The sequence below is a fragment of the Pseudomaricurvus sp. ABR4_320 genome (assembly GCF_056159445.1).
In genome coordinates this window covers 1-19134 of sequence record NZ_JBSWVF010000026.1, presented here as the reverse complement: position 1 = coordinate 19134, position 19134 = coordinate 1, and the positions used below count along the sequence as shown (strand labels likewise).

At 49.8% G+C, this 19134-nt stretch carries 15 protein-coding genes and 1 pseudogene; 10 read left to right on the top strand and 6 right to left on the bottom strand.

Annotated elements, in window-relative coordinates:
• Nucleotides 1–5 precede the first annotated feature (5 nt).
• Both ACXAFR_RS25490 and ACXAFR_RS25485 read right to left on the bottom strand, forming a co-directional pair.
• The gene (locus ACXAFR_RS25490; RefSeq protein WP_475182524.1) at nucleotides 6–1427 is read right to left on the bottom strand and encodes an FGGY-family carbohydrate kinase; all 1422 of its coding nucleotides are present in this window, start codon (nucleotides 1425–1427) and stop codon (nucleotides 6–8) included.
• The gene (locus tag ACXAFR_RS25485; protein WP_475182522.1) at nucleotides 1417–3102 is read right to left on the bottom strand and encodes a purine-cytosine permease family protein; all 1686 of its coding nucleotides are present in this window, start codon (nucleotides 3100–3102) and stop codon (nucleotides 1417–1419) included. Before ACXAFR_RS25485 ends, ACXAFR_RS25490 begins: the two co-directional genes overlap by 11 nt.
• 186 nt (nucleotides 3103–3288) lie before the next feature.
• Between ACXAFR_RS25485 and ACXAFR_RS25480 the strand changes: the two genes are divergently transcribed.
• From ACXAFR_RS25480 to ACXAFR_RS25470, 3 genes are all read left to right on the top strand, one after another.
• A complete protein-coding gene (locus ACXAFR_RS25480; RefSeq protein WP_475182519.1) occupies nucleotides 3289–5481 on the top strand; it encodes a bifunctional rhamnulose-1-phosphate aldolase/short-chain dehydrogenase in 2193 nt (730 codons plus the stop codon).
• Between the two features lie 26 nt (nucleotides 5482–5507).
• The gene (gene rhaI, locus ACXAFR_RS25475) at nucleotides 5508–6800 is read left to right on the top strand and encodes an L-rhamnose catabolism isomerase (RefSeq protein ID WP_475182518.1); all 1293 of its coding nucleotides are present in this window, start codon (nucleotides 5508–5510) and stop codon (nucleotides 6798–6800) included.
• A 244-nt stretch (nucleotides 6801–7044) separates the two neighbouring features.
• On the top strand, nucleotides 7045–8304 hold the full coding sequence (locus ACXAFR_RS25470) for an MFS transporter (protein ID WP_475182585.1): 1260 nt from the start codon (nucleotides 7045–7047) through the stop codon (nucleotides 8302–8304).
• 125 nt (nucleotides 8305–8429) lie between these two features.
• Here ACXAFR_RS25470 and ACXAFR_RS25465 read toward each other — a convergent pair.
• Nucleotides 8430–8791 (bottom strand): annotated as a pseudogene (locus ACXAFR_RS25465) (GNAT family N-acetyltransferase).
• Between the two features lie 191 nt (nucleotides 8792–8982).
• A complete protein-coding gene (locus tag ACXAFR_RS25460) occupies nucleotides 8983–9633 on the bottom strand; it encodes a TetR/AcrR family transcriptional regulator (protein WP_475182515.1) in 651 nt (216 codons plus the stop codon).
• Between the two features lie 510 nt (nucleotides 9634–10143).
• On the opposite strand from ACXAFR_RS25460, the gene ACXAFR_RS25455 reads away from it, so the two are divergent.
• The 5 genes from ACXAFR_RS25455 (at nucleotide 10144) to ACXAFR_RS25435 (ending at nucleotide 15504) form a co-directional block, all read left to right on the top strand.
• Entirely contained in the window at nucleotides 10144–10374 is a 231-nt protein-coding gene (locus ACXAFR_RS25455; protein WP_475182512.1) for a helix-hairpin-helix domain-containing protein, read from the top strand.
• Nucleotides 10375–10725: 351 nt separating this feature from the next.
• Nucleotides 10726–11718 carry a transporter gene (locus ACXAFR_RS25450; RefSeq protein WP_475182510.1) on the top strand — a complete coding sequence of 331 codons (993 nt, stop codon included), beginning with the start codon at nucleotides 10726–10728 and terminating at the stop codon, nucleotides 11716–11718.
• 236 nt (nucleotides 11719–11954) lie between these two features.
• On the top strand, nucleotides 11955–13610 hold the full coding sequence (locus ACXAFR_RS25445) for a flavin-containing monooxygenase (protein WP_475182508.1): 1656 nt from the start codon (nucleotides 11955–11957) through the stop codon (nucleotides 13608–13610).
• A gap of 24 nt (nucleotides 13611–13634) precedes the next feature.
• Nucleotides 13635–14402: an SDR family NAD(P)-dependent oxidoreductase gene (locus ACXAFR_RS25440; RefSeq protein ID WP_475182507.1), complete on the top strand. Its 768-nt coding sequence runs from the start codon at nucleotides 13635–13637 to the stop codon at nucleotides 14400–14402.
• A gap of 52 nt (nucleotides 14403–14454) precedes the next feature.
• On the top strand, nucleotides 14455–15504 hold the full coding sequence (locus ACXAFR_RS25435; RefSeq protein WP_475182504.1) for an alpha/beta fold hydrolase: 1050 nt from the start codon (nucleotides 14455–14457) through the stop codon (nucleotides 15502–15504).
• A gap of 109 nt (nucleotides 15505–15613) precedes the next feature.
• On the opposite strand, the gene ACXAFR_RS25430 is transcribed toward ACXAFR_RS25435, so the two are convergent.
• Nucleotides 15614–16501: a helix-turn-helix domain-containing protein gene (locus ACXAFR_RS25430; protein ID WP_475182503.1), complete on the bottom strand. Its 888-nt coding sequence runs from the start codon at nucleotides 16499–16501 to the stop codon at nucleotides 15614–15616.
• Nucleotides 16502–16988: 487 nt separating this feature from the next.
• Here ACXAFR_RS25430 and ACXAFR_RS25425 point away from each other — a divergent pair, with 487 nt between their 5' ends.
• A complete protein-coding gene (locus ACXAFR_RS25425) occupies nucleotides 16989–17711 on the top strand; it encodes a LysE family translocator (RefSeq protein ID WP_475182500.1) in 723 nt (240 codons plus the stop codon).
• Here ACXAFR_RS25425 and ACXAFR_RS25420 read toward each other — a convergent pair.
• Nucleotides 17691–17873, bottom strand: coding sequence for an aldehyde dehydrogenase family protein (locus ACXAFR_RS25420; RefSeq protein WP_475182499.1), 183 nt, complete (start codon nucleotides 17871–17873; stop codon nucleotides 17691–17693). The two genes, ACXAFR_RS25425 and ACXAFR_RS25420, sit on opposite strands and share 21 nt — an antisense overlap.
• 170 nt (nucleotides 17874–18043) lie before the next feature.
• On the opposite strand from ACXAFR_RS25420, the gene ACXAFR_RS25415 reads away from it, so the two are divergent.
• Complete coding sequence (locus ACXAFR_RS25415; RefSeq protein WP_475182496.1) at nucleotides 18044–19072, top strand: patatin-like phospholipase family protein; 1029 nt, start codon at nucleotides 18044–18046, stop codon at nucleotides 19070–19072.
• Nucleotides 19073–19134 lie beyond the last annotated feature (62 nt).

The window sequence follows — 19134 nt, the reverse complement described above, 5'->3', positions numbered from 1 at the left end:
TGGAGTCAGTTTATCGAACTCGACGACCACGCTTTCAAACCGGAACGAAGCCGCCATTGATCTCGATGGTGCGTCACATTACTTAATTCCAGCGAAGGCGCCCGATCAAAGCGAGCGAAATCATCCGGTAATTCCACCCCCCATCGTGTTAAACACCAGGCGCCTCGCAAAGTACTCGCAGAATCTTTCGCCATCATCACGACCTGGTGAGGACGCAGTTGCGCCAACATCCGACACAACAACGGATTTTTCAGCGCTGCACTGCCGAATAATATCGCACCGCTAGACCGCAAAGCATCCAATTGATAATCCATCATCAGCGCCAGGTATAAGGTCGCCAGTGCGCTGCCAGACTGAGCCGTGCCGATAATGCCACCTGGCTCAGCAACGCCGCACAAGGGCCCACTTCCGGTAATGACCGGAGGCAGAGCGAAGACGTTTGTGTCAATCACCTGCTGCAAATCGAGCGCAGAAAACGGCGTTTCAGGTGTCGCTCCGCCGAGTCGACACAGCTCTTCAAATTCCCGCCCCCCCATGAATCTGGCACAGGCAATAGGCTCACCCATGACATTGACGTTGGCGAGCATATCCTCAGTTTCCACCAGCTGGTCCGTCTGGCCGTTGTTTGTCATAGCCACGACCCAAGTCCCTGTGGACATGACGGTAAAGTCCCTCGGAATGTCTGCTGCCAGATATCGGGCGAATCCGGCATTGGAATCGTGAACACCCACGTATACCTGACAGGACTCTGGCAATCCCAAGGACACAGCCAGTGATGGCAAAATCGCTCCAACACTGGTGGTCGCTGAACATAACGGCGGTAGGCAGTGCCTGATATCCAAGACATCTACCAGCGACGAATAACAGCCTGCTGACGTGTCCCACAAGTCCGTATGACACCCCAGTGAAGTGACTTCAGAAACTTGCACGCCACTGAGCTTATACACCCAATACTGGGGGTACATTAAAACTGCGTCGACCTTGCAAAAGGCGTCAGGGAAACGGGATTTTAAATACCAAAGCTGACGACCAAGATTCAGCCCTGCCCCCAGCTGGGGGGAAAAAGTCTTTGCAAAGTCAGGCCTCAATTCATCGTAATTTCCGTTGGCGACATCAAGCTCATCAAATTCGTAATCAAGAACGGGCAGTACCACCTCACCCAGGCGATCCAATAAAACTGCACAGGCACCGTGGGTACTGACATTAATGCAACCCAAAGAAAATTCCTGAGCGGCTTCTCTCAGGGTTGATTGCAACCAATCCCAAATGCCATCAACATCAAAATAGACATACTCTTTGCCAGACAGTGGTTGATTGGGTGTCGAACGGCTCCAAACTGGGCGACCGTCAGCATCTAGAACATGACCTTTGACGTTGGTTTTACCGATATCAAAAATAAAGGTATACATCCCTGCCTCATCCTGCATGAGTGGAAACTTCCGTGATGACTTCAGATCGCTCCCGCGACCTTACCCAACCAATAGCACTGACAAAGTAAACAATCGTCGGCCAAATCAGCAGGGATTTGAAGGCGTCAAACGACATCATCCCTATAAACACAGCAACTGACAGCAGCAAACAGAACCCCAGACTGACGATAGCCGCCGCTCGCCAGAGGCGAACTTTAGGGTTCAGGTCAGCCGAGGCAGATTCTTGTGTTGCTCGACCGAGGTATTCCCGCTCCAATTTCTGCCTTGCCAACTCCTGGGCAAAATCAACACTCGCCTGCGCCTCAAACGTGTCACGTGCGCCCATGGCGATTGCCAGCGCCACGTAAAACGCCGTGGCCAACAGCCAGGTCGGCACCAGAAGGAAGTACAAATGCACGCCAATCCGGTGCAAAATCAGCGCCGCAATCAAACTCGCCACCCAGGCAATCACCGCCGCTTTGTTGGTGGATACGCCTTGATAATGAGCCCAGTAACGGGTTAGACCGATACGCGGAAACAACCAGTGTTCCGCAACGATGATGGCGCCCACCGGTGACAATATCAGCCCCATCAACCCGACAAAGTCCATCAAACCGCTGAAGACAAACGGAAAGCAGGCGATAATTGTCGTGACGGTTCCCGCCAACGCCGTAACCGCCACGCGGTGCCAGCGCGGATTAATGGACTGGAATGCCAATCCTGCCCGGTAAATGGTGGGATTGGACGTCGTCCAGCCAGCGATAATGACAGCAATAATTCCTGCAGCACCGAGAGCTTCAAACGCCACCGCACCCGCATCCAGCTGCGTCACCGTTGTTTTTAACAGCAATGCAGCGCCCGCCCCCATAATGCCAGCACAGATCCAGGCCAGAAAATGCCCGATAAACATTCCCAACGCAGAAAAATACCCGTATTCGTAACGACGGGCGAAGCGTAGAATCGTCATATCAGAGAGGCCGCCATGCATTGCCAAGTTACAGATCCAGGCAAACGCGGCGACATGCCAAAGGCCCAATTCGCTGTCCGACGCGATCCATATATAGGTATCGGCCACCGTTTTGAAATCGGAAAAACTCGACAGAGAGTCGACACCAGGTGTCGCAGCAACGAGTGACGGCAGCAAGACCAGCGCACCGGCAAAAAACATCAGAATCATCCAGGGCGCGCACACTTCGGCAAACTGGGCCACTTGGCGAAAGCCCTTAATTGCAATCGCGACGACGACGGCACCGACAGCCAGGGCAACTGCGACAAATCCCGCACTGGTCGGGTACCAATGCACCTGAGCGGGTAGATCAAAAAGAATACGCACCGCAGAGGCTGAAACCGTGATCATGGCGCCGGCGAGAATGCAAAACAACACACCGTTCACGAGGGAATACAACTTTACGGTGCCAGCACCGGCAATTTTCTCCAGATAGGCGTAGAGGGTCAGCCGCGTGTCCACGGCGATAGGAGCGCACACCAATGCCCAGGTTAAAACGGCCAGCAGATTCCCCAATAACAGACCCAACAAAATGTCTGCGGTGCCCACACCCCAAGCAACGAACATTGCGCCGATGACAAATTCAGTACCAGCCACATGCTCACCGGCGTAGCTGGCGGCAAAGTGCCGCGCCGGTTCCAGGCGCTCGGGCACCACCGGCTGTCGCTCAAACTCTTGACTGCTCATTTATTATCTCTTTTTATCTATTTTGATTATTGATGCTGTATATGCCGACAGATTCGACAAATCATCCCGACATGAAATTAGGATAACGCCTTAATGATCATTAGTGCAATATTATGATTGTATTTGATCATCTTGATGTTTTATAGTTTTACAAAATAAATCAACCAAACCTCTCAGGATTGCCTAATGTCAGATCACACCCCACCTTTTCAGCACGTCAATTACGCATGGGATGACTCGATCGCAGAGACACTCGATCCCGTCGAAAAACTGGTCTATCGCTCCAACATTCTCGGTAATGATCAGCGCATCACCAACACAGGCGGTGGCAATACCTCCGCCAAACTCATGGAAACCGATCCACTAACGGGCGAACAGGTAGAAGTGCTGTGGGTAAAAGGATCTGGGGGGGATTTACGAACGTCTAAAAAAGTGAATTTCTCCTCTCTCTATCAGGACAAGCTGCTTGCCCTGCAGGATATCTACTACAAAGAGGAAAACTACGGCGCGAAAACACCGATAGAAGATCACATGGTGGGTATGTTTAATCACACCACATTTAATCTAAACCCTCGGGCACCGTCGATCGATACACCTTTGCATTCGTTTATACCGTTTAAACATGTTGACCATATGCACCCGAATGCCGTGATCGCAGTGGCTGCCAGTAAAAATTCAAAAGCGCTCACCGAAGAAATCTGGGGCGGCGATCTGGTATGGAGTGAGTGGCAGCGACCTGGCTTTGATCTTGGTCTGCAGCTACAGCGTATCTGCCAGGAAAATCCCGATGCCAAAGGGGTCCTATTGGCAGGTCATGGAGTCATCAACTGGTCTAATGACAACAAGGCCTGCTACGATCTGACCTTATCAATTATCGAACGTGCTGCACGTTATATCGATGATAGGGACAGAGGCGAGCAAACCTTCGGTGGAGCGAAATATACCAGCCTGCCTGCAACTGAGCGTGACAGCCTGCTGTCTGAAATTCTGCCTTTTCTGCGCGGCCTTGTGTCTACCGAAGCTAAAATGATTGGCACCGTACAAGCAGACGACAGCATCCTGCGCTTTGTCAATTCCAACGATGCTCCGCGTCTGGCCGATCTTGGCACCTCCTGCCCAGATCACTTCCTTCGCACCAAAATCAAGCCACTGTACGTTGCATGGGATCCGGCATCCGACAGTATCGCAACGCTTAAAGAGCTTCTAAAAGAAGGCATTGCCCGCTATAAAGAAGACTACATGGCTTACTACGAAACCTGTAAGCATGACAGCTCTCCCGCCATTCGCCCTTCCAACCCGTCTATCTGTTTGATTCCAGGTGTCGGCATGATTGCCTGGGGCAAAAACAAAAGTGAGTCCCGTGTCACCGCAGAATTTTACAATTGTGCACTTGAAGTCATGCGTGGAGCGGAAGCCATTGATAAATATGCTGCACTGCCACAGCAAGAGGCATTTAATATTGAGTATTGGCTGTTAGAAGAAGCCAAACTCAAGCGCATGCCGAAAGAGGCACCATTGGCTCGCGACGTTGTGGTCGTTATTGGGGCCGGTGACGGCATCGGTAAAGCTACCGCACACCGTGTCGCGAAAGAAGGCGCCCATGTCGTTTGCGCAGACCTTCGCCAAGAAGCGGCAGAAACGACCGCAGCAGAATTGACGGAAACCTACGGAGTGGGAATTGGCGTTGCCGGAACCGGTATTTCAAGCTGTGGCCCAGCGATCGCGCTGGCCGTAGATATCACAGACAGGGCCAGTGTGCAGGCGATGCTACAGCAGGTTACCCTGGCCTATGGGGGCGTCGATAAAATTATCGTGACCGCCGGTGTTTTCCTTGCTCCAGGACAAAATGGTATGAGCAACGATGCCATGTTTGATGTGAGCTACGCGGTAAATGTCAAAGGTGGATACATTGTGGCAACCGAAGCCGACACAGTTTGGCGATCTCAAAATATGGACGGAGCCTTGGTGCTAACCACCAGCGTCAATGGCGCCGTCGCTAAAAAAGGATCGCTGGCGTACGATACCAGTAAAGCGGCAGCCAACCACCTTATCCGCGAACTTGCGATTGAGCTGTCGCCACTGATAAATGTAAACGGCCTTGCTCCAGCAACAGTCGTCAAAGGCAGTACCATGTTTCCACGGGATCGGGTCATCGCATCTCTAAGCAAATACTCAGTCGCGTTTACTGAGGAAGACTCCGACGACACACTTCGCGAAAAATTGGCGAACTTTTACGCTCAGCGTACGCTGACCAAAAAACCCATTACGCCAGAGGATCAAGCGGAAGTGGCGTATTTGTTGATTTCCGGACAACTCAGTAAAACGACGGGACAGATCATCAGCGTCGATGGCGGTCTGCACGAAGCCTTCCTGCGCTAAGGCGCATAACGACAGGATATATAACAATGAAAACTCTTATCGATACCAACTTTGTCGCCGAACACAATCAACCACTGTCAGCCGATCTTGAGAAAGACTACGGTGCCTTGGCAGAAAAACTACAACGGGATGGTATCGATATCGATGCCATTACCGAGCAGGCAGCCGCCTTTATCGTCGCTGTACCCTCCTGGGGAACCGGCACGGGTGGTACTCGCTTTGCCCGCTTTCCGGGTGAAGGCGAGCCGCGAAATATTTTTGAGAAACTGGAAGACTGCGCCGTCATTCAGCAAATGGTTCGCTGTACATCGAAAGTGTCACCGCATTTCCCGTGGGATAAAGTCAACGACTTTTCCGAACTTAGACAGCATGCTGACAGCCTGGGTCTCACGTTTGATTCCATCAATTCCAACACCTTTCAGGATCAACCCGGCCAAGCACTCTCCTATAAGTTTGGCAGCCTAACCCACACCGATCCCGCCGTACGCGAACAGGCCGTAGCACACAATCTGGAGTGTATTGAATGGGGCAAAGCGCTCGGCTCCAATAGCCTGACGGTCTGGATCGGCGATGGCTCGAACTTCGCCGGCCAGTCCCATTTTCAGCGGCAATTAGAGCGCTATCTTGAGAGCACTCGAACCATCTATGACGCTGTACCAAACGACTGGTCGCTGTTTCTGGAACACAAGATGTTCGAACCCGCCTTCTATTCCACGGTCATTCAAGATTGGGGCACCAGCGTACTTTGCGCAATGGAATTAGGACCCAAGGCGAAATCGCTGGTCGATCTTGGTCACCACGCACCCAATGTCAATATTGAAATGATCGTTTCGCGCCTGATTCAATTTAAGAAGTTAGCGGGCTTTCACTTTAATGACAGCAAATATGGCGATGACGATCTCGACAGTGGCTCTTTGCACCCCTATCAGCAGTTCCTGATTTTTAACGAATTGGTTGATGCGAGCTATCGCCAGCAAGAAGGATTCGACCCTGCTTACATGCTGGATCAATCCCACAACGTCACAGACCCGATTGAAAGCTTAATCAACTCCGCCGCCGAAGTTCAGCGATCGTTTGTGAAAGCGGTGATAGTAGATCGCGAAGCGTTATATGGATACCAGGATCAAAATGACGCTCTAATGGCCAGCAATACCCTCAAGAAAGCGTTTAATCTCGACGTGTCGCCGATCCTGGCCATGGCTCGCCAACGCAGTGGCGGCGCGATCGATCCCATCGCCTGCTACCGAGATAGCGGTTACCGCGCTCAGGTGGCTGAAACTCGGCCAAGTAGCGGTCATTCAGGATCGGGCATCGTCTAATCATCCCGGCGAAACACGGACTCTGCGACCCTGTCAGCAGAGTCCGCCCGCTGACACCAATCAATCCTCATCGGGCAACCTGCTCTCGGGCTTGAGCCTCTCTTTATTTCAATCACGCTTCCAATCGAGCTCTTGCGTCAGCCGCTAAGATTACCGACAATGGCGCCTTTTTATTGTCTGTCACCGGTCATATAACTCCCCAATCCCCACGCCGCTTACGAGCTGGGGTGGATGAGTCTTCCGCATCTACCGACTTAGAAACATCTCCCGGTCATCACTCAGGCCTGCTATTAGCGGCCCCACAACCTTTTTTGGACAAAAGATGCTAAACCTTATCACGCCCTGGCGCAGTGTCGCCGCGGCTTTCGCATTCAGTGGTGCACTGCTGGGCTGCTGGGCGTCACGAATTCCCGCATTTGTCGATCGCTTAGATCTGAATGAACAGACCCTTGGCTTTCTGCTGCTCGCATTGGGCGTTGGTGCCCTGGTCTCCTTTCCCCTGGCTGGCCGTCTTTCGGACCGCTGGGGTGCCGTGCGGGTCACCCGCTGGATAGCCGTCATCTACTTGGTTGCTGTCGTACTGTTGGGCTTAGCCAATTCAATGATGTTTTTGATCGTTACCCTTTTCCTTTTTGGGTTTTGCCACGGAGGAATGGACGTTGCGATGAACAGCTGGGCAAGCGAAGTCGAAAGGTTTATGGGACGCTCCGTCATGTCTTCGGTCCACGCGATGTGGAGCTTTGGTGCCGGACTCGCTGCCGCAGGCGGCTACTTCGCCTCTGCGGCCGGAATCTCGACCGCACTTCACTTCTTTCTCGCAGCCTGTATCGTCGCCGCCCTCTTCGGGCCCTTTTTGATGGGTTCGTGGACGTCAGATGTCAGTGACACTAGCGATGCTCAACCCCTGTTTGCGGTGCCTCGCGGCCCTCTTATTTTGGTAGGATTTATCGCATTGGCAGCGGGTATTGGCGAAGGCGCCGCAGTCGACTGGAGCGCCGTTTATCTAAAAGAAGTGCTGATGACAAGTGAAGCCAAGGCAACTCTGGGTTACGCCGCCTTCTCATTAACAATGGTGGCCATGCGTTTGACGATCGACCGCGCCATCACCCGCTTTGGCCCTACCCCTATCGCACGACTCAGCGGCTTACTCGCCGCAGGCGGCTACAGTCTTTATGCCACCACCTCATCCTTTTATTTAGCATTGGTTGGCTTTGTATTTATCGGAATGGGTTACGCTGCCATTTTTCCAATGGCGGTTACCCGCGCCGCCAATGATCCCAATGTCCCTCCAGGACAAGCTATCGCCTCTATCGCCACCTTGGGATACGGTGCAATTCTGCTTGGTCCACCGGCAATCGGCTTCATCGCCCACGAGACGTCTTTAGCGGCCGCCTTTTTATTGGTTGCAGGTGTTGCCTTGATCATGACCCTATTTGCAGGCGCCTTGACACCCGCAACGCGATCATCGCAAAGCAACACTGCCGGAGAGAGATCAACCCAATAATCGAGCGATCGCCCGATGTTACCCAGTGGTTAAAAAATACCGTCGCAATATCGGGCAGCTCAATAAAAGCAATATTGAGGTTCTGGCAAGACGGCTGAGTGGGCACCGCCTTGATCCCGTCACCGTTAAACCGAACGGAACAGTGCCACGGCGGCTTCACCATCGATACGCTGAGGACGAATGTCGCCATAGCCCAGCTTTTCCGCAAGTCGAATCGAGGCTCTATTGTCTGCCTCGATGACACAAAAACTCTGTGTCAATCCCGCAGTGTTATCCAGCCAATCACACGCCAGTGCCATCGCTTCTGTGGCGTATCCACGACCGAAGAAATCTGGATGGAGCGCCCAGTTTGCAGCTCTTCGATCGCCCAGTACCCATATCCGCAGAGCGCCCAAAGCCCAGGAAATCGCAACATCTTCAACCAGGTTTCGTGCGCAGACAACGGCTTACCACCGATATATTTGTAGACCGAGGGAGATTCCCACATGTCAACTGAGGGCTCAAAATCGGCGGCAACATGACCGCGCAATCGCACATGCTTACCCGTGAGTTCGGGGATGTGAAAACCTTGCAATCATCGCTCCTTGCTTATTGAATGGCAACAGACCCAACCTGACAACTCAAACAGAGGTGTTAGCCAGTGTCCTGTTAGCTTTTTAAATGTTGAAAGCGGCACATTTATCGGTGAGAGATATACATCTCATGAATCACTTCGGTTAATTTACTGATTACCTTCTGCTGGCGATCTTCAACAAACTCGTCGATGGGAGAGGCTTTCATACCATGCAAGACAAGCATTCCCAAATCCATCGCCAAACGAAAATCGTCATCATTTTTCCAATCGGGAAACAACTCTTTCAAGAGCTCGCTGAATTCACGACCAAACTTCGACTCTATTGGCCCAATCATCCCCCACAGCTCACTATCCGTGCGAGCGGCGGCTAACAACTCCTGATGAGCGAGAAACCATGGCATGTTAACGTGAGCCCACGCGGCCTCAACTCGATGGCGATGTTCAGCTTCTGACACCACGCGAGAGTGAGGAGTTCGCAAAGCTTCAAAGACTCGCACACACTCACTTTGACGCACACGATGGAGATGTTCAATCAGAGCTGAAATCACGTCGAGTCGCGTAGGAAAATGATGCAGGATAGCACCACGAGACATCCCAGCCAGTTCCGCGATCAGTGGGACGGATGTTTTCGTGTAACCATGTTCGACAAGACAAAGGGTTGCGGCTTCCATGATGGCTTTGCGAGTGTCTCTACTGCGCTGCTCCTGCCAAACTCGAAGCGGCCGACTCTTGTCGTAATCCTGTCCATTATCCATAACTATTACCTATTATTCCTTAGAAACCTATGATTAATTACCTGCGTAGCCGTTGCTGCGTTAAAAATGATCTCAAAATGCTTGTTGATGATATGTAAACCCGAAAAATCGGTCCCATTGCTTTTCGGTCATTTTTGCCTTGCCCTGGCTACCTCGCCAACATTAATCAGGGGTTCCCTAAACTACAGGGAACCCAAACCATCATCATTTTTACAGTCATCGAAATTATTGATGCTGCGGCCACGCTATAAATATCCCGCACCGGTGATGCCGCTTAAAACATCAACTGTTTGGATACCATAACAGAAACACAAATTCTAGGACTGGAGTAATTTAGTACAGGGCAGGATGATCTAAGCGGGATGCGTACGATTTATGACCAAAGGCCTTTCTGGCACATTAATCATTTTTTAGAAATGTTATTAGCTGGCTAAAATAACCCTCAAAGAAACTTGCCCTATAGCCATAGTTAGCGTCCAACAATTGCTCGAAATTTAGGGTAATTCGCGAATGGGATTCTCAGAAGCAAATAGACGAGCTCTACTATCGTTACGAGGGGTCGGCCCGACCTTCATTCGTCGCCTGGAAGAAATCGGTATTAATTCCTTTGCTGAACTTCGCCGATATACGGTTACCGATATTACCGGGATGGTCGCCGCCCAATTAAAAACAACTTGTTGGAAAAACAGTCCTCAGGCAAAGGCGGCGATTGCAGCGGCGATAGAAAGAGCCAACGGCTAACCAAGAAAGCTATCGAACGAATCAATATTATGCTTTAACTCAGCCTCGGACTTTCACACAAAACGCCGTCGTTTATCCTTACCTAAAAGACGACCGTAAATTCCAAAAGTAACGAATACTGACCTTTTAATAAATTTTGTTTGATATACGTTTTCAACTTCCAACCAGCACCTCGGTTTTTCACCGATTTATTCAAAGTTTTTCCAAGTATTAACAAGATACGAGTCAGACGACTTTTCTAGATTTAAACACGCCCTCACGCCGGCTTAGCCACTGTATTTAATACTGTCTGTCTTCAACGAAAAGGATAAGCCGCGGGCGCATAATTCAATAAGAAAAGGAGATCAACCCATGTACCAAACAAGTCAGGCTAATACCGTAAATCCAAGGCGTTGGTCGCTCAGATATCGACTGTCAACGAACATGAATTACCCCCCCTCTCGCTCACCCAATGGATCCGCCAATCCCAAGAGGCTTAGCCTGATCTGCAGAGTTCTTGGTCTTATTCTTATCATTACTGCCGGCCCTGCACGATCTCTAGACGTCGATGCTGGAGACTATGGAGCATTACCCAAGGGCACAAACTTAGCACTGGTATACTTTCAACACGCCCAGAGAGATGCCATATACAGTGGTGGCACTCCTGCACCACTGGAGGCCGGACTCGATTCCAGTGTCAGTATCGTCAGAGCAGTACACTACACAGATATCGCTAACCATCGAGTTAATTTCCAATTTTTATTGCCTTTTGGGAGGCTTGAAGCAAAAGAAGATATTCGTGACATGGGTACTGCAAATGGATTTGGAGACTTAATTTTAGCCAGCTCGGTCTGGCTGCAGAATTCACCAACGACCGGACAATATTTTGCAATAACCCCCTACCTGTTTTTACCCACCGGAAATTACGATAGCGATGATGCGTTGAATCTAGGTGAAAATCGCTGGAAATTTGTTCTGCAAGCGGGTTATATCACCCCGGTTACCGATTCCCTCACCTTGGACCTGGTAGCCGACGCCACGCTCTTTGGTGACAATGAGGACTTTGGCCTTGCCGATGTGACCTTGGCACAAAAACCCCTGTACCAGTTCCAATCTTTTCTACGCTACCACGTCAACGATCAGTTGGACCTCAGAGCAGGCCTTTCCTACGCCTTCGGCGGCGAAACCGAAATCAATAACATCGATCAGGACGATCGCTTAAGAACCACCAAAGCGAACATCGGCGCGGCGTGGTTTTTGACCTCGACAGCGCAACTGATTGTTAACTATGGAAGAGATATCGATGTGGAGAACGGTTTCCGCGAGGACAATCGTCTCAATTTAAGAATTCTCAAGCTCTTTTAAGCATTTTTGTTACGCCTCCGAACGTCGGCAATTTTCTTAATAGTGAATCGCCGACCTCTCTACAGAAAACCTCATACTACACACAGGATCTTTCAAAATTTCCCCATAAATCGACAAGATGCCGCTGGCCCTCATCCCTATATTGAGTTTCTAGTCGAGGTATATCACACGACGGCCGCGGACACTCAGTCACCCACTCTGTGTTCCAGACACTCAACTAAATAAGGAAGCTAACAATGAGTAGGCAACACCCCTTAGTCAAAGGTAGTACAGACGTCGATCTACAGGGCGGAACCTATCTGGATGCCATCGTCATCGGGGCCGGCGTCGCCGGTTTATATCAACTGCACCGGCTGCGGGAGATGGGTATGTCAGTTCGTGCCTTTGAGGCCGGCAGCGGTGTTGGCGGTACCTGGTATTGGAATCGATATCCCGGTGCCCGCTTTGACTCCCAGGCTGAGATTTATCAATACTGGTTTTCCGAAGAACTCTATAAATCCTGGCAACCGTCAGAACGCTTTCCCGCCCAACCAGAGACCGAACGCTGGCTGAATTACGTCGCTGACAAGCTCGATCTTAAAAAGGATATTCAGTTCAATTGTCGCATCGCAGCGGCCCACTTTGATGAGTCTGACGAAGTTTGGCGAATCGAAACCACCGACGGCGAAAAGCTCGTTACCCAATTTCTTATCGCCTGCTGCGGCATGCTGTCAGCGCCGCTATCCGATCGTTTCGAGGGACAAGCCAATTTTAAAGGTGAGATTTATCACACGGCTCTCTGGCCCAAACAAGCGGTGGATCTCAAAGGCAAGCAAGTCGCTGTTATTGGTACTGGAGCTACCGGCATTCAGGTGATCCAGACCATTGCGCCGGAGGTGGGCTCCATAAAAATCTTTGTACGTACACCACAATATGTCATTCCCATGCGCAACCCCAAGTACACGAAAGCCGATTGGGATCAATGGGGTTCACGCTTCCATGAGCTTAAAAAAAGAGTCAAAGAAACCTTCGCCGGTTTTGACTACGACTTTGACGCAGGTCCCTGGGAAGAAAAGACGCCCGCAGAACGCATAGAAGTACTGGAAAATCTTTGGGAGGATGGTTCTCTATCGCTATGGCTGGCTTCGTTTCCTGAAATGTTCTTTGATGAAAACATCGGTGAAGAAGTTTCAGAATTTGTCCGGGAAAAAATGCGCGAGCGTCTCGGCAACGATCCAAAACTTTGCGAGTTGTTGATCCCTACAGACTATGGCTTCGGAACTCACCGCGTACCTCTGGAAAATAAATATCTTGAAGTCTACCTACAAGATAACGTCGAGACGGTAGATTGCAAACAATCTCCCATCACCCGCATCGTCGCTAATGGCATCGAAACCGCTGACGGTAAGATCCACGAGGTAGACGTGATCATCATGGCGGTCGGCTTCGACGCGGGTTCAGGCGCACTGTCGCGCATTGATATCCGTGGACGCGAAGGCCGCTCGCTCAAATCTCAGTGGCAACAGGAAATCCGCACATCCATGGGTCTTCAGGTACATGGCTACCCTAACCTGTTTACCACAGGAGCACCACTGGCTCCCTCCGCAGCGCTTTGCAACATGACAACATGCTTGCAACAACAAGTGGATTGGATCACCGAGTGTATCGATTTCGCATTACAAAACGGTAATCAAGTGGTTGAGGCCAGCGCGGAATTTGAGGACGAATGGGTGCGCCATCACGACGCCACCGCCGCTAAAACTCTCGTGGTGAAAACTGACTCCTGGTACATGGGATCCAACGTGGAAGGCAAGCCCAGACGCCTGCTGTCTTATATCGGTGGCGTAGGCGATTACCACAAACGCTGCGATCAATTGGCCCGCGATGGCTATCCCGGTTTTCAGATGCATTGATCCCAGTCTCGAGAGGCATACAACATGAGTAGACTCGCAAACAAAGTAGCTGTGGTTACCGGCGGCAGCAATGGCTTCGGCGAGGCCACCTGCCTGCGTATGGCAGAAAATGGCGCCGCCATTGGTATTCTGGATATGGATACCAAAGGCGCCGAACTAGCCCACCGAATTGAAGCCAATGGCGGTAAAGCATTATACGTTCGCGTCGATGTCACTGACGAAAATGAAGTTCAGGAAGCGATGAATACGGTTGAATGGCAGTTTGGCCAGCTTGATATCCTGGTGAACAATGCCGGTATCGAAGGCGATAACATTCCCACTGACCAGCTTAGTCTGGAAGAGTGGAACCGCGTCATGAATATTGACGCCACTGCCGTATTCCTTTGCACCAAGCACGTTATACCAGCCATGCGTCGCGCTGTTGGCGGCTCCGTCGTTAATATTTCATCGATCTATGGTCTGGTGGGTGGAGGAGATATTCCACCTTACCACGCCGCCAAAGGTGCGGTTCGGCTGATGACTAAGAACGATGCACTTATCTATGCTGAAGATAAGATTCGCTTCAATTCCATACATCCCGGCTTCGTATTCACTTCTCTGGTTAAACGTTATGCCATTAACGCCGGGATGGACCTGGATAAAGCCAAAGCCTCCTTGGATGCGCTGCATCCCCTGCATGGTACAGGTGATCCCGACGATATTGCCTGGGGAGCGGTCTATCTGGCTTCCGACGAGGCCCGCTGGGTCACTGGCTCAGAACTGGTGATCGACGGAGGCTATACCGCCCGCTAACCAGACCATTTTCCCGGCTACGGCCGGTATATTTCAACTAGGAGACCTTGCAGTGAATAATTATTATACGCAGGATAACCACGGACCCTTTGAGTTAATCAATATTGGGCGACTCGAGCTGGAAGAAGGCGGTGCTATCGACAACTGTCAGCTTGCTGTCGCCATACATGGCAGGCTCAACGAGGCTCGAGATAATGCCATTTTGATTCCCACCTGGTACTCCGGCACCAGCAAAATCATGGGCGATGTCTACATTGGGGAAGGTCACGCGCTGGACCCCTCCCGTTACTGTATTATCGTGGTCAATCAAATTGGTAATGGATTATCCACTTCTCCCAGCAATGCCCCAGCGCCTATCTCCGGTCCGGATTTTCCAAAGGTACGCATCGCCGATGATGTTCGAGCTCAGCATCGTTTGCTTACTGAGCATTTTGGTATTGAAAAATTACAACTGGTAGTTGGCGGCTCTATGGGAGCACAACAAACCTATGAATGGGCGGTGAGCTATCCAAACATGGTCCTGAGAGCAGCACCTATTGCTGGTACGGCAAAGAATACCGAACACGATTTTCTCTATGCGGAGACGCTCATTGAAGCGATCACCACAGATCCGAGATTTAGCAATGGCCATTATCACTCCTCAACCGACGCCGCAGAGGGTTTAAGACGTCACGCCAAGCTCTGGGCTGTGATGGGCTGGAGTACCGAGTTCTTTCGCGTCGGACGTCATCGAGTCATGGGATTTGCCAACATGCACGCCTTTGTCGACGAATTTATGAGCGGATATTTCGGCCCCATGGACCCAAACAATCTACTCTGCATGGCGTGGAAATGGCAAAGAGGCGATGTCAGTCTGCATACAGGTGGCAGTCTTACTGAAGCCCTGAGCCGTATCACCGCTGAAACTTTCGTGATGCCAATCAGTCACGATATGTTTTTCCCACCCAATGACTGCCTCGCGGAACAGCAACTGATCGCCGGTAGTGAATTTCATCCTTTGAGCAGCATAGACGGCCATCTCGCCTTATTTGGAACCGATGACAATATGATTGCAGAATTGGATCGTAACCTGTTAAACCTATTGTCACGACCTGAACGTTAATGACACGCTGGTGATTTTTACACCAAGAATCACCAGCGTATATTCACAATTAGACCAAGTGCCTTAACGCTATTACTTTCGCGATTAGCCTTACTTTTACCACGCTTTTTTACTGGCTCCTGGTTCGCCGCAGTTGGGCCGGAGTCATCCCCTGACGGGCGCGTAAGGCGCGGGTCAAGTGGGCTTGATCAGAAAATCCACAATCGGCCGCTATTTCTTTAATGGCTCTTCGACTTGACGTCAGTAATCTAACAGCCCGTTCAACACGATGACGAATGACATATTCATAGGGAGAGATGCCCGTACTCTCACGAAAATGCTTGGTAAAGGTCCACACCCCCAATCCTGCGATTGCAGCCATACGCTCAATGGTCACACCTTCGTGTAGATGGGTATCGATAAATTCGTCAAGACGGCGAATCAGCATTGGCGATAAGGTTCCCGACGCAACTTCTCCCCGAAAGCTAACCTCAGCATACTGCCGAATGAGATGAACCGCCAACTGAATTGACAGAGCTTCAGCGTAAAGCGCCCCACCCACGCCCTGTTGCTGAGCTTCGGCCGTAATTGAATCTGTTATCTGCGTGACGATCGGGTCCTGAGCCTGAAGAACGTCATGTAATCGCACTTCCGCAACATCACGCTCGACAATGTCAGTGGCGACCCGAGACATAAGGGATTCAGAAAGATAGGTATGGGCGACATCGATGCACTGGGTCCAGTGCCAATGAGAATAGGCTGATCGAGTCAGCAGTGAAAAATCTCCAGGTTCACAGGTTTTACGGGTCCAGCGATCCTCAACACAGCGATCCATTGGCGTATTGCCGCCACGGTAACGGACAATCATAAAACAGTCCATGGCAGGGATTGGCACATCAAGACCGGTGTAAAGGTAAGCGCGATGAGCAACATCTTTCCAGCCTTGACCGTCGCTGTTTGATAATATTTTTCCTGGCACCCAAGTGGGCAGTTCGCGTGGTGTAATCAGTGGGGCCATAGCGGCTACCTCCTGTTCGCTTCCTACGCAGACCTGCAATCTTTGCCGATTTTTCAGTGGCCAAAAAACCACAAACCCTACGAAACAGTTTGGCTAGCAAGATCGACCATCACTATCCATGATCAAAGTCACGGGTAAGGCTAAGCATCTGAGTAACAACGAAAGCATATGTTTTTTATAGTCTTATACGTTAAAAATTGTATCTCACCGTCGTCTGTCTTGCCTAGCCTTTTTTGACGGCAATACTGCCGGGTTCTTGTCTCTGCTGACTCGCTAAACTCAAGAGTGTACTTCTGGCTTTTCGATGCTTTTGATTATACTTTTCGCCTAGTGAAATATAATTCACGCAGCAAAACGTTATTTTCTATCGATAGCAAACCCGTTGCGGCTACTTGCAGAAAACTCTCAGCGCATCGAGAGATGCCTTAGTTAAGAAATAATGTTTTTACAAGCCCAGGCAGGATTTCAATAGCATGTAAATAGCAAATTGAAAATCCGTTATGATACCAATGGTTTTGCAGCAAATACCGCGATACGTTTACATCTCTATAGCCTATTCAAAAATACGTATCAACGTTTTATAGGACAATCATTATCGATGAATGGATATCTACTTTTTTGCTTGATTGCTTTTATAACCGTTCTGAGCCCAGGCCCGGGTGTTGTCCTGACCATCACTAACGCGTTGCGCTTTGGTGTTAAAGGCGCGCTCCCTGGAATTTTCGGCATCGCCCTTTCGACGTTTATCTTGGCGGGAATGACAGCAACAGGATTGGCAGTGTTATTGGCAACGTCTAGTGTTGCTTTTACTGTTATAAAATTTGTTGGTGCTGCCTATCTGATCTTTCTAGGCATCAAACTCTGGCGCTCTCCCAGTTTAAGACTTGACCAAAAGCGCGTTGAAAATAAATCACTTCGTACGAGATTTTTAGAAGGATTTTTTCTACAGCTCACCAATCCAAAGGCAGTGTTTTTCTTTATCTCGGTACTGCCTCAGTTTGTTCATCACAGCGTGAACGCCACGGCGCAATTTCTGTTGTTGATCACCACCTATAGCGTCTTGGTCATTACCATTCATTTTGGTTATGCCTGGATTGCCAAGAGTGCCCGATACTGGTTTACATCAGACCAACGGGGACGCTATCTCAACCGCATTGGCGGCACACTGTTTATTAGTTCTGGTACGGGTTTAGCTCACTCCAGCCGTTAACCCGTTACAGGTTAATCCCCTTAACTGAATCCAAGTGGTTTTCAGCTCGGTATATTTTTCCAATGCATGAAGAGATTTATCGCGCCCGGCTCCCGACTGCTTATACCCCCCCAAATGAAGTAGGTCTCTAGAAAAGGCATGTATTATGAATACGCGGCCCATGCCCTAAGTCAGCCTTTTTAATATTCAATAATCTTGAAGTAAATGATCTATTAATCAAGAAAGCATTTATTCGTCAAATTACCCCATTTGGGGGAAGCATTCGCTAATAAAGATAATTAATCTTAGCAAGACAATATAACTATTACTTACCACTATACAGGACTCTGACGATGAGTCATCACCCCAAAAAAGTCGGGTTGGCATTCCAAGGCGGTGGATTTCCGGCAGGTGCAATTGGCACCGGTGTTGTTAAATATCTAGTCGAAAATGACGCCTTTAAAAAAAATGATTTTGTCGCCTTTTCAGGCACATCTGCCGGAGCGCTGGTCGCTTCCGTATGTTGGGGATTAACACTTACCGATAAAATGCAGGATGCGCCTGCTATTCTCGAAAAGCAGTGGTTACACAACGCTTGGGGAACAATACCCAACGCTACGATTGCTCAACTATCAAAACTTGCTAACTCACTCGCATTGTACAATCCCGTTTATCGTCTTACATCAGATCATGTTAAAACCCCAATAATACGATACCTCTTCAAGGAGTGGGTCAAAACCTACATTCCTTTTGATGATTGGAAATTAAAGCGCGACCAAGCTACGAACGTTCCAGGTTTAGCGTTAGGAGCTGCGGATATTCTACGGGGAGATATAAAAGTATTTACCGAACACGACTTTTCGTTAGACGCCATATTAGCGTCTGGATCGTTAGATGATATCAATGGTCTCACAACCATCACCTCTGGCGATAACGCGGGGACCTATTGTGACGGAGCATGGGGAACCAACCCTCCTCTCAACGTCATGATAGAAAAAGGCATAGACGAGCTTTGGCTAGTAGAGGTATTTCCCAAACTGCGAGAGAAAATACCCTCAACTTCCGAGGAACGAGCGGACAGAAAGGACGAACTTTGGCAAAATTCTCTCGTCGAACACGAGCTTAAAATGATAGCAAAAGTGAACGAATGGATTGTTAATAATCAATTAAATACAACACCGAAAGAGTATAAGAAGATAACCATCAAGAAAATGCCAATGACGCTGGATTTACCTACGGGAGCAGCATTGATCAATTCAAAAAGGTTCATCCTTCAGATGATGAATTATGGCTATATGAGTGCGCATCAACTATGGGACCCCAAGCCGTCGCCAATTAGGCAAGCTGCCTATGACTCAAAAGTACGTCAAATGAATATTTGAAGACTGATGTTAATTGTTAACTACGTTAGGCTTGGCAGAAAATACAACTAATTTTCGACCTA

Coding starts and splice junctions, on each gene's coding strand:
- ACXAFR_RS25490 (WP_475182524.1), bottom strand. CDS start 1,427: ATGCAGGATGAGGCAGGGATGTATACCTTTATTTTTGATATCGGTAAA.
- ACXAFR_RS25445 (WP_475182508.1), top strand. CDS start 11,955: ATGAGTAGGCAACACCCCTTAGTCAAAGGTAGTACAGACGTCGATCTA.
- ACXAFR_RS25440 (WP_475182507.1), top strand. CDS start 13,635: ATGAGTAGACTCGCAAACAAAGTAGCTGTGGTTACCGGCGGCAGCAAT.
- ACXAFR_RS25420 (WP_475182499.1), bottom strand. CDS start 17,873: ATGGGCCGCGTATTCATAATACATGCCTTTTCTAGAGACCTACTTCAT.
- ACXAFR_RS25450 (WP_475182510.1), top strand. CDS start 10,726: ATGTACCAAACAAGTCAGGCTAATACCGTAAATCCAAGGCGTTGGTCG.
- ACXAFR_RS25415 (WP_475182496.1), top strand. CDS start 18,044: ATGAGTCATCACCCCAAAAAAGTCGGGTTGGCATTCCAAGGCGGTGGA.
- ACXAFR_RS25455 (WP_475182512.1), top strand. CDS start 10,144: ATGGGATTCTCAGAAGCAAATAGACGAGCTCTACTATCGTTACGAGGG.
- ACXAFR_RS25485 (WP_475182522.1), bottom strand. CDS start 3,102: ATGAGCAGTCAAGAGTTTGAGCGACAGCCGGTGGTGCCCGAGCGCCTG.
- rhaI (WP_475182518.1), top strand. CDS start 5,508: ATGAAAACTCTTATCGATACCAACTTTGTCGCCGAACACAATCAACCA.
- ACXAFR_RS25430 (WP_475182503.1), bottom strand. CDS start 16,501: ATGGCCCCACTGATTACACCACGCGAACTGCCCACTTGGGTGCCAGGA.
- ACXAFR_RS25460 (WP_475182515.1), bottom strand. CDS start 9,633: ATGGATAATGGACAGGATTACGACAAGAGTCGGCCGCTTCGAGTTTGG.
- ACXAFR_RS25480 (WP_475182519.1), top strand. CDS start 3,289: ATGTCAGATCACACCCCACCTTTTCAGCACGTCAATTACGCATGGGAT.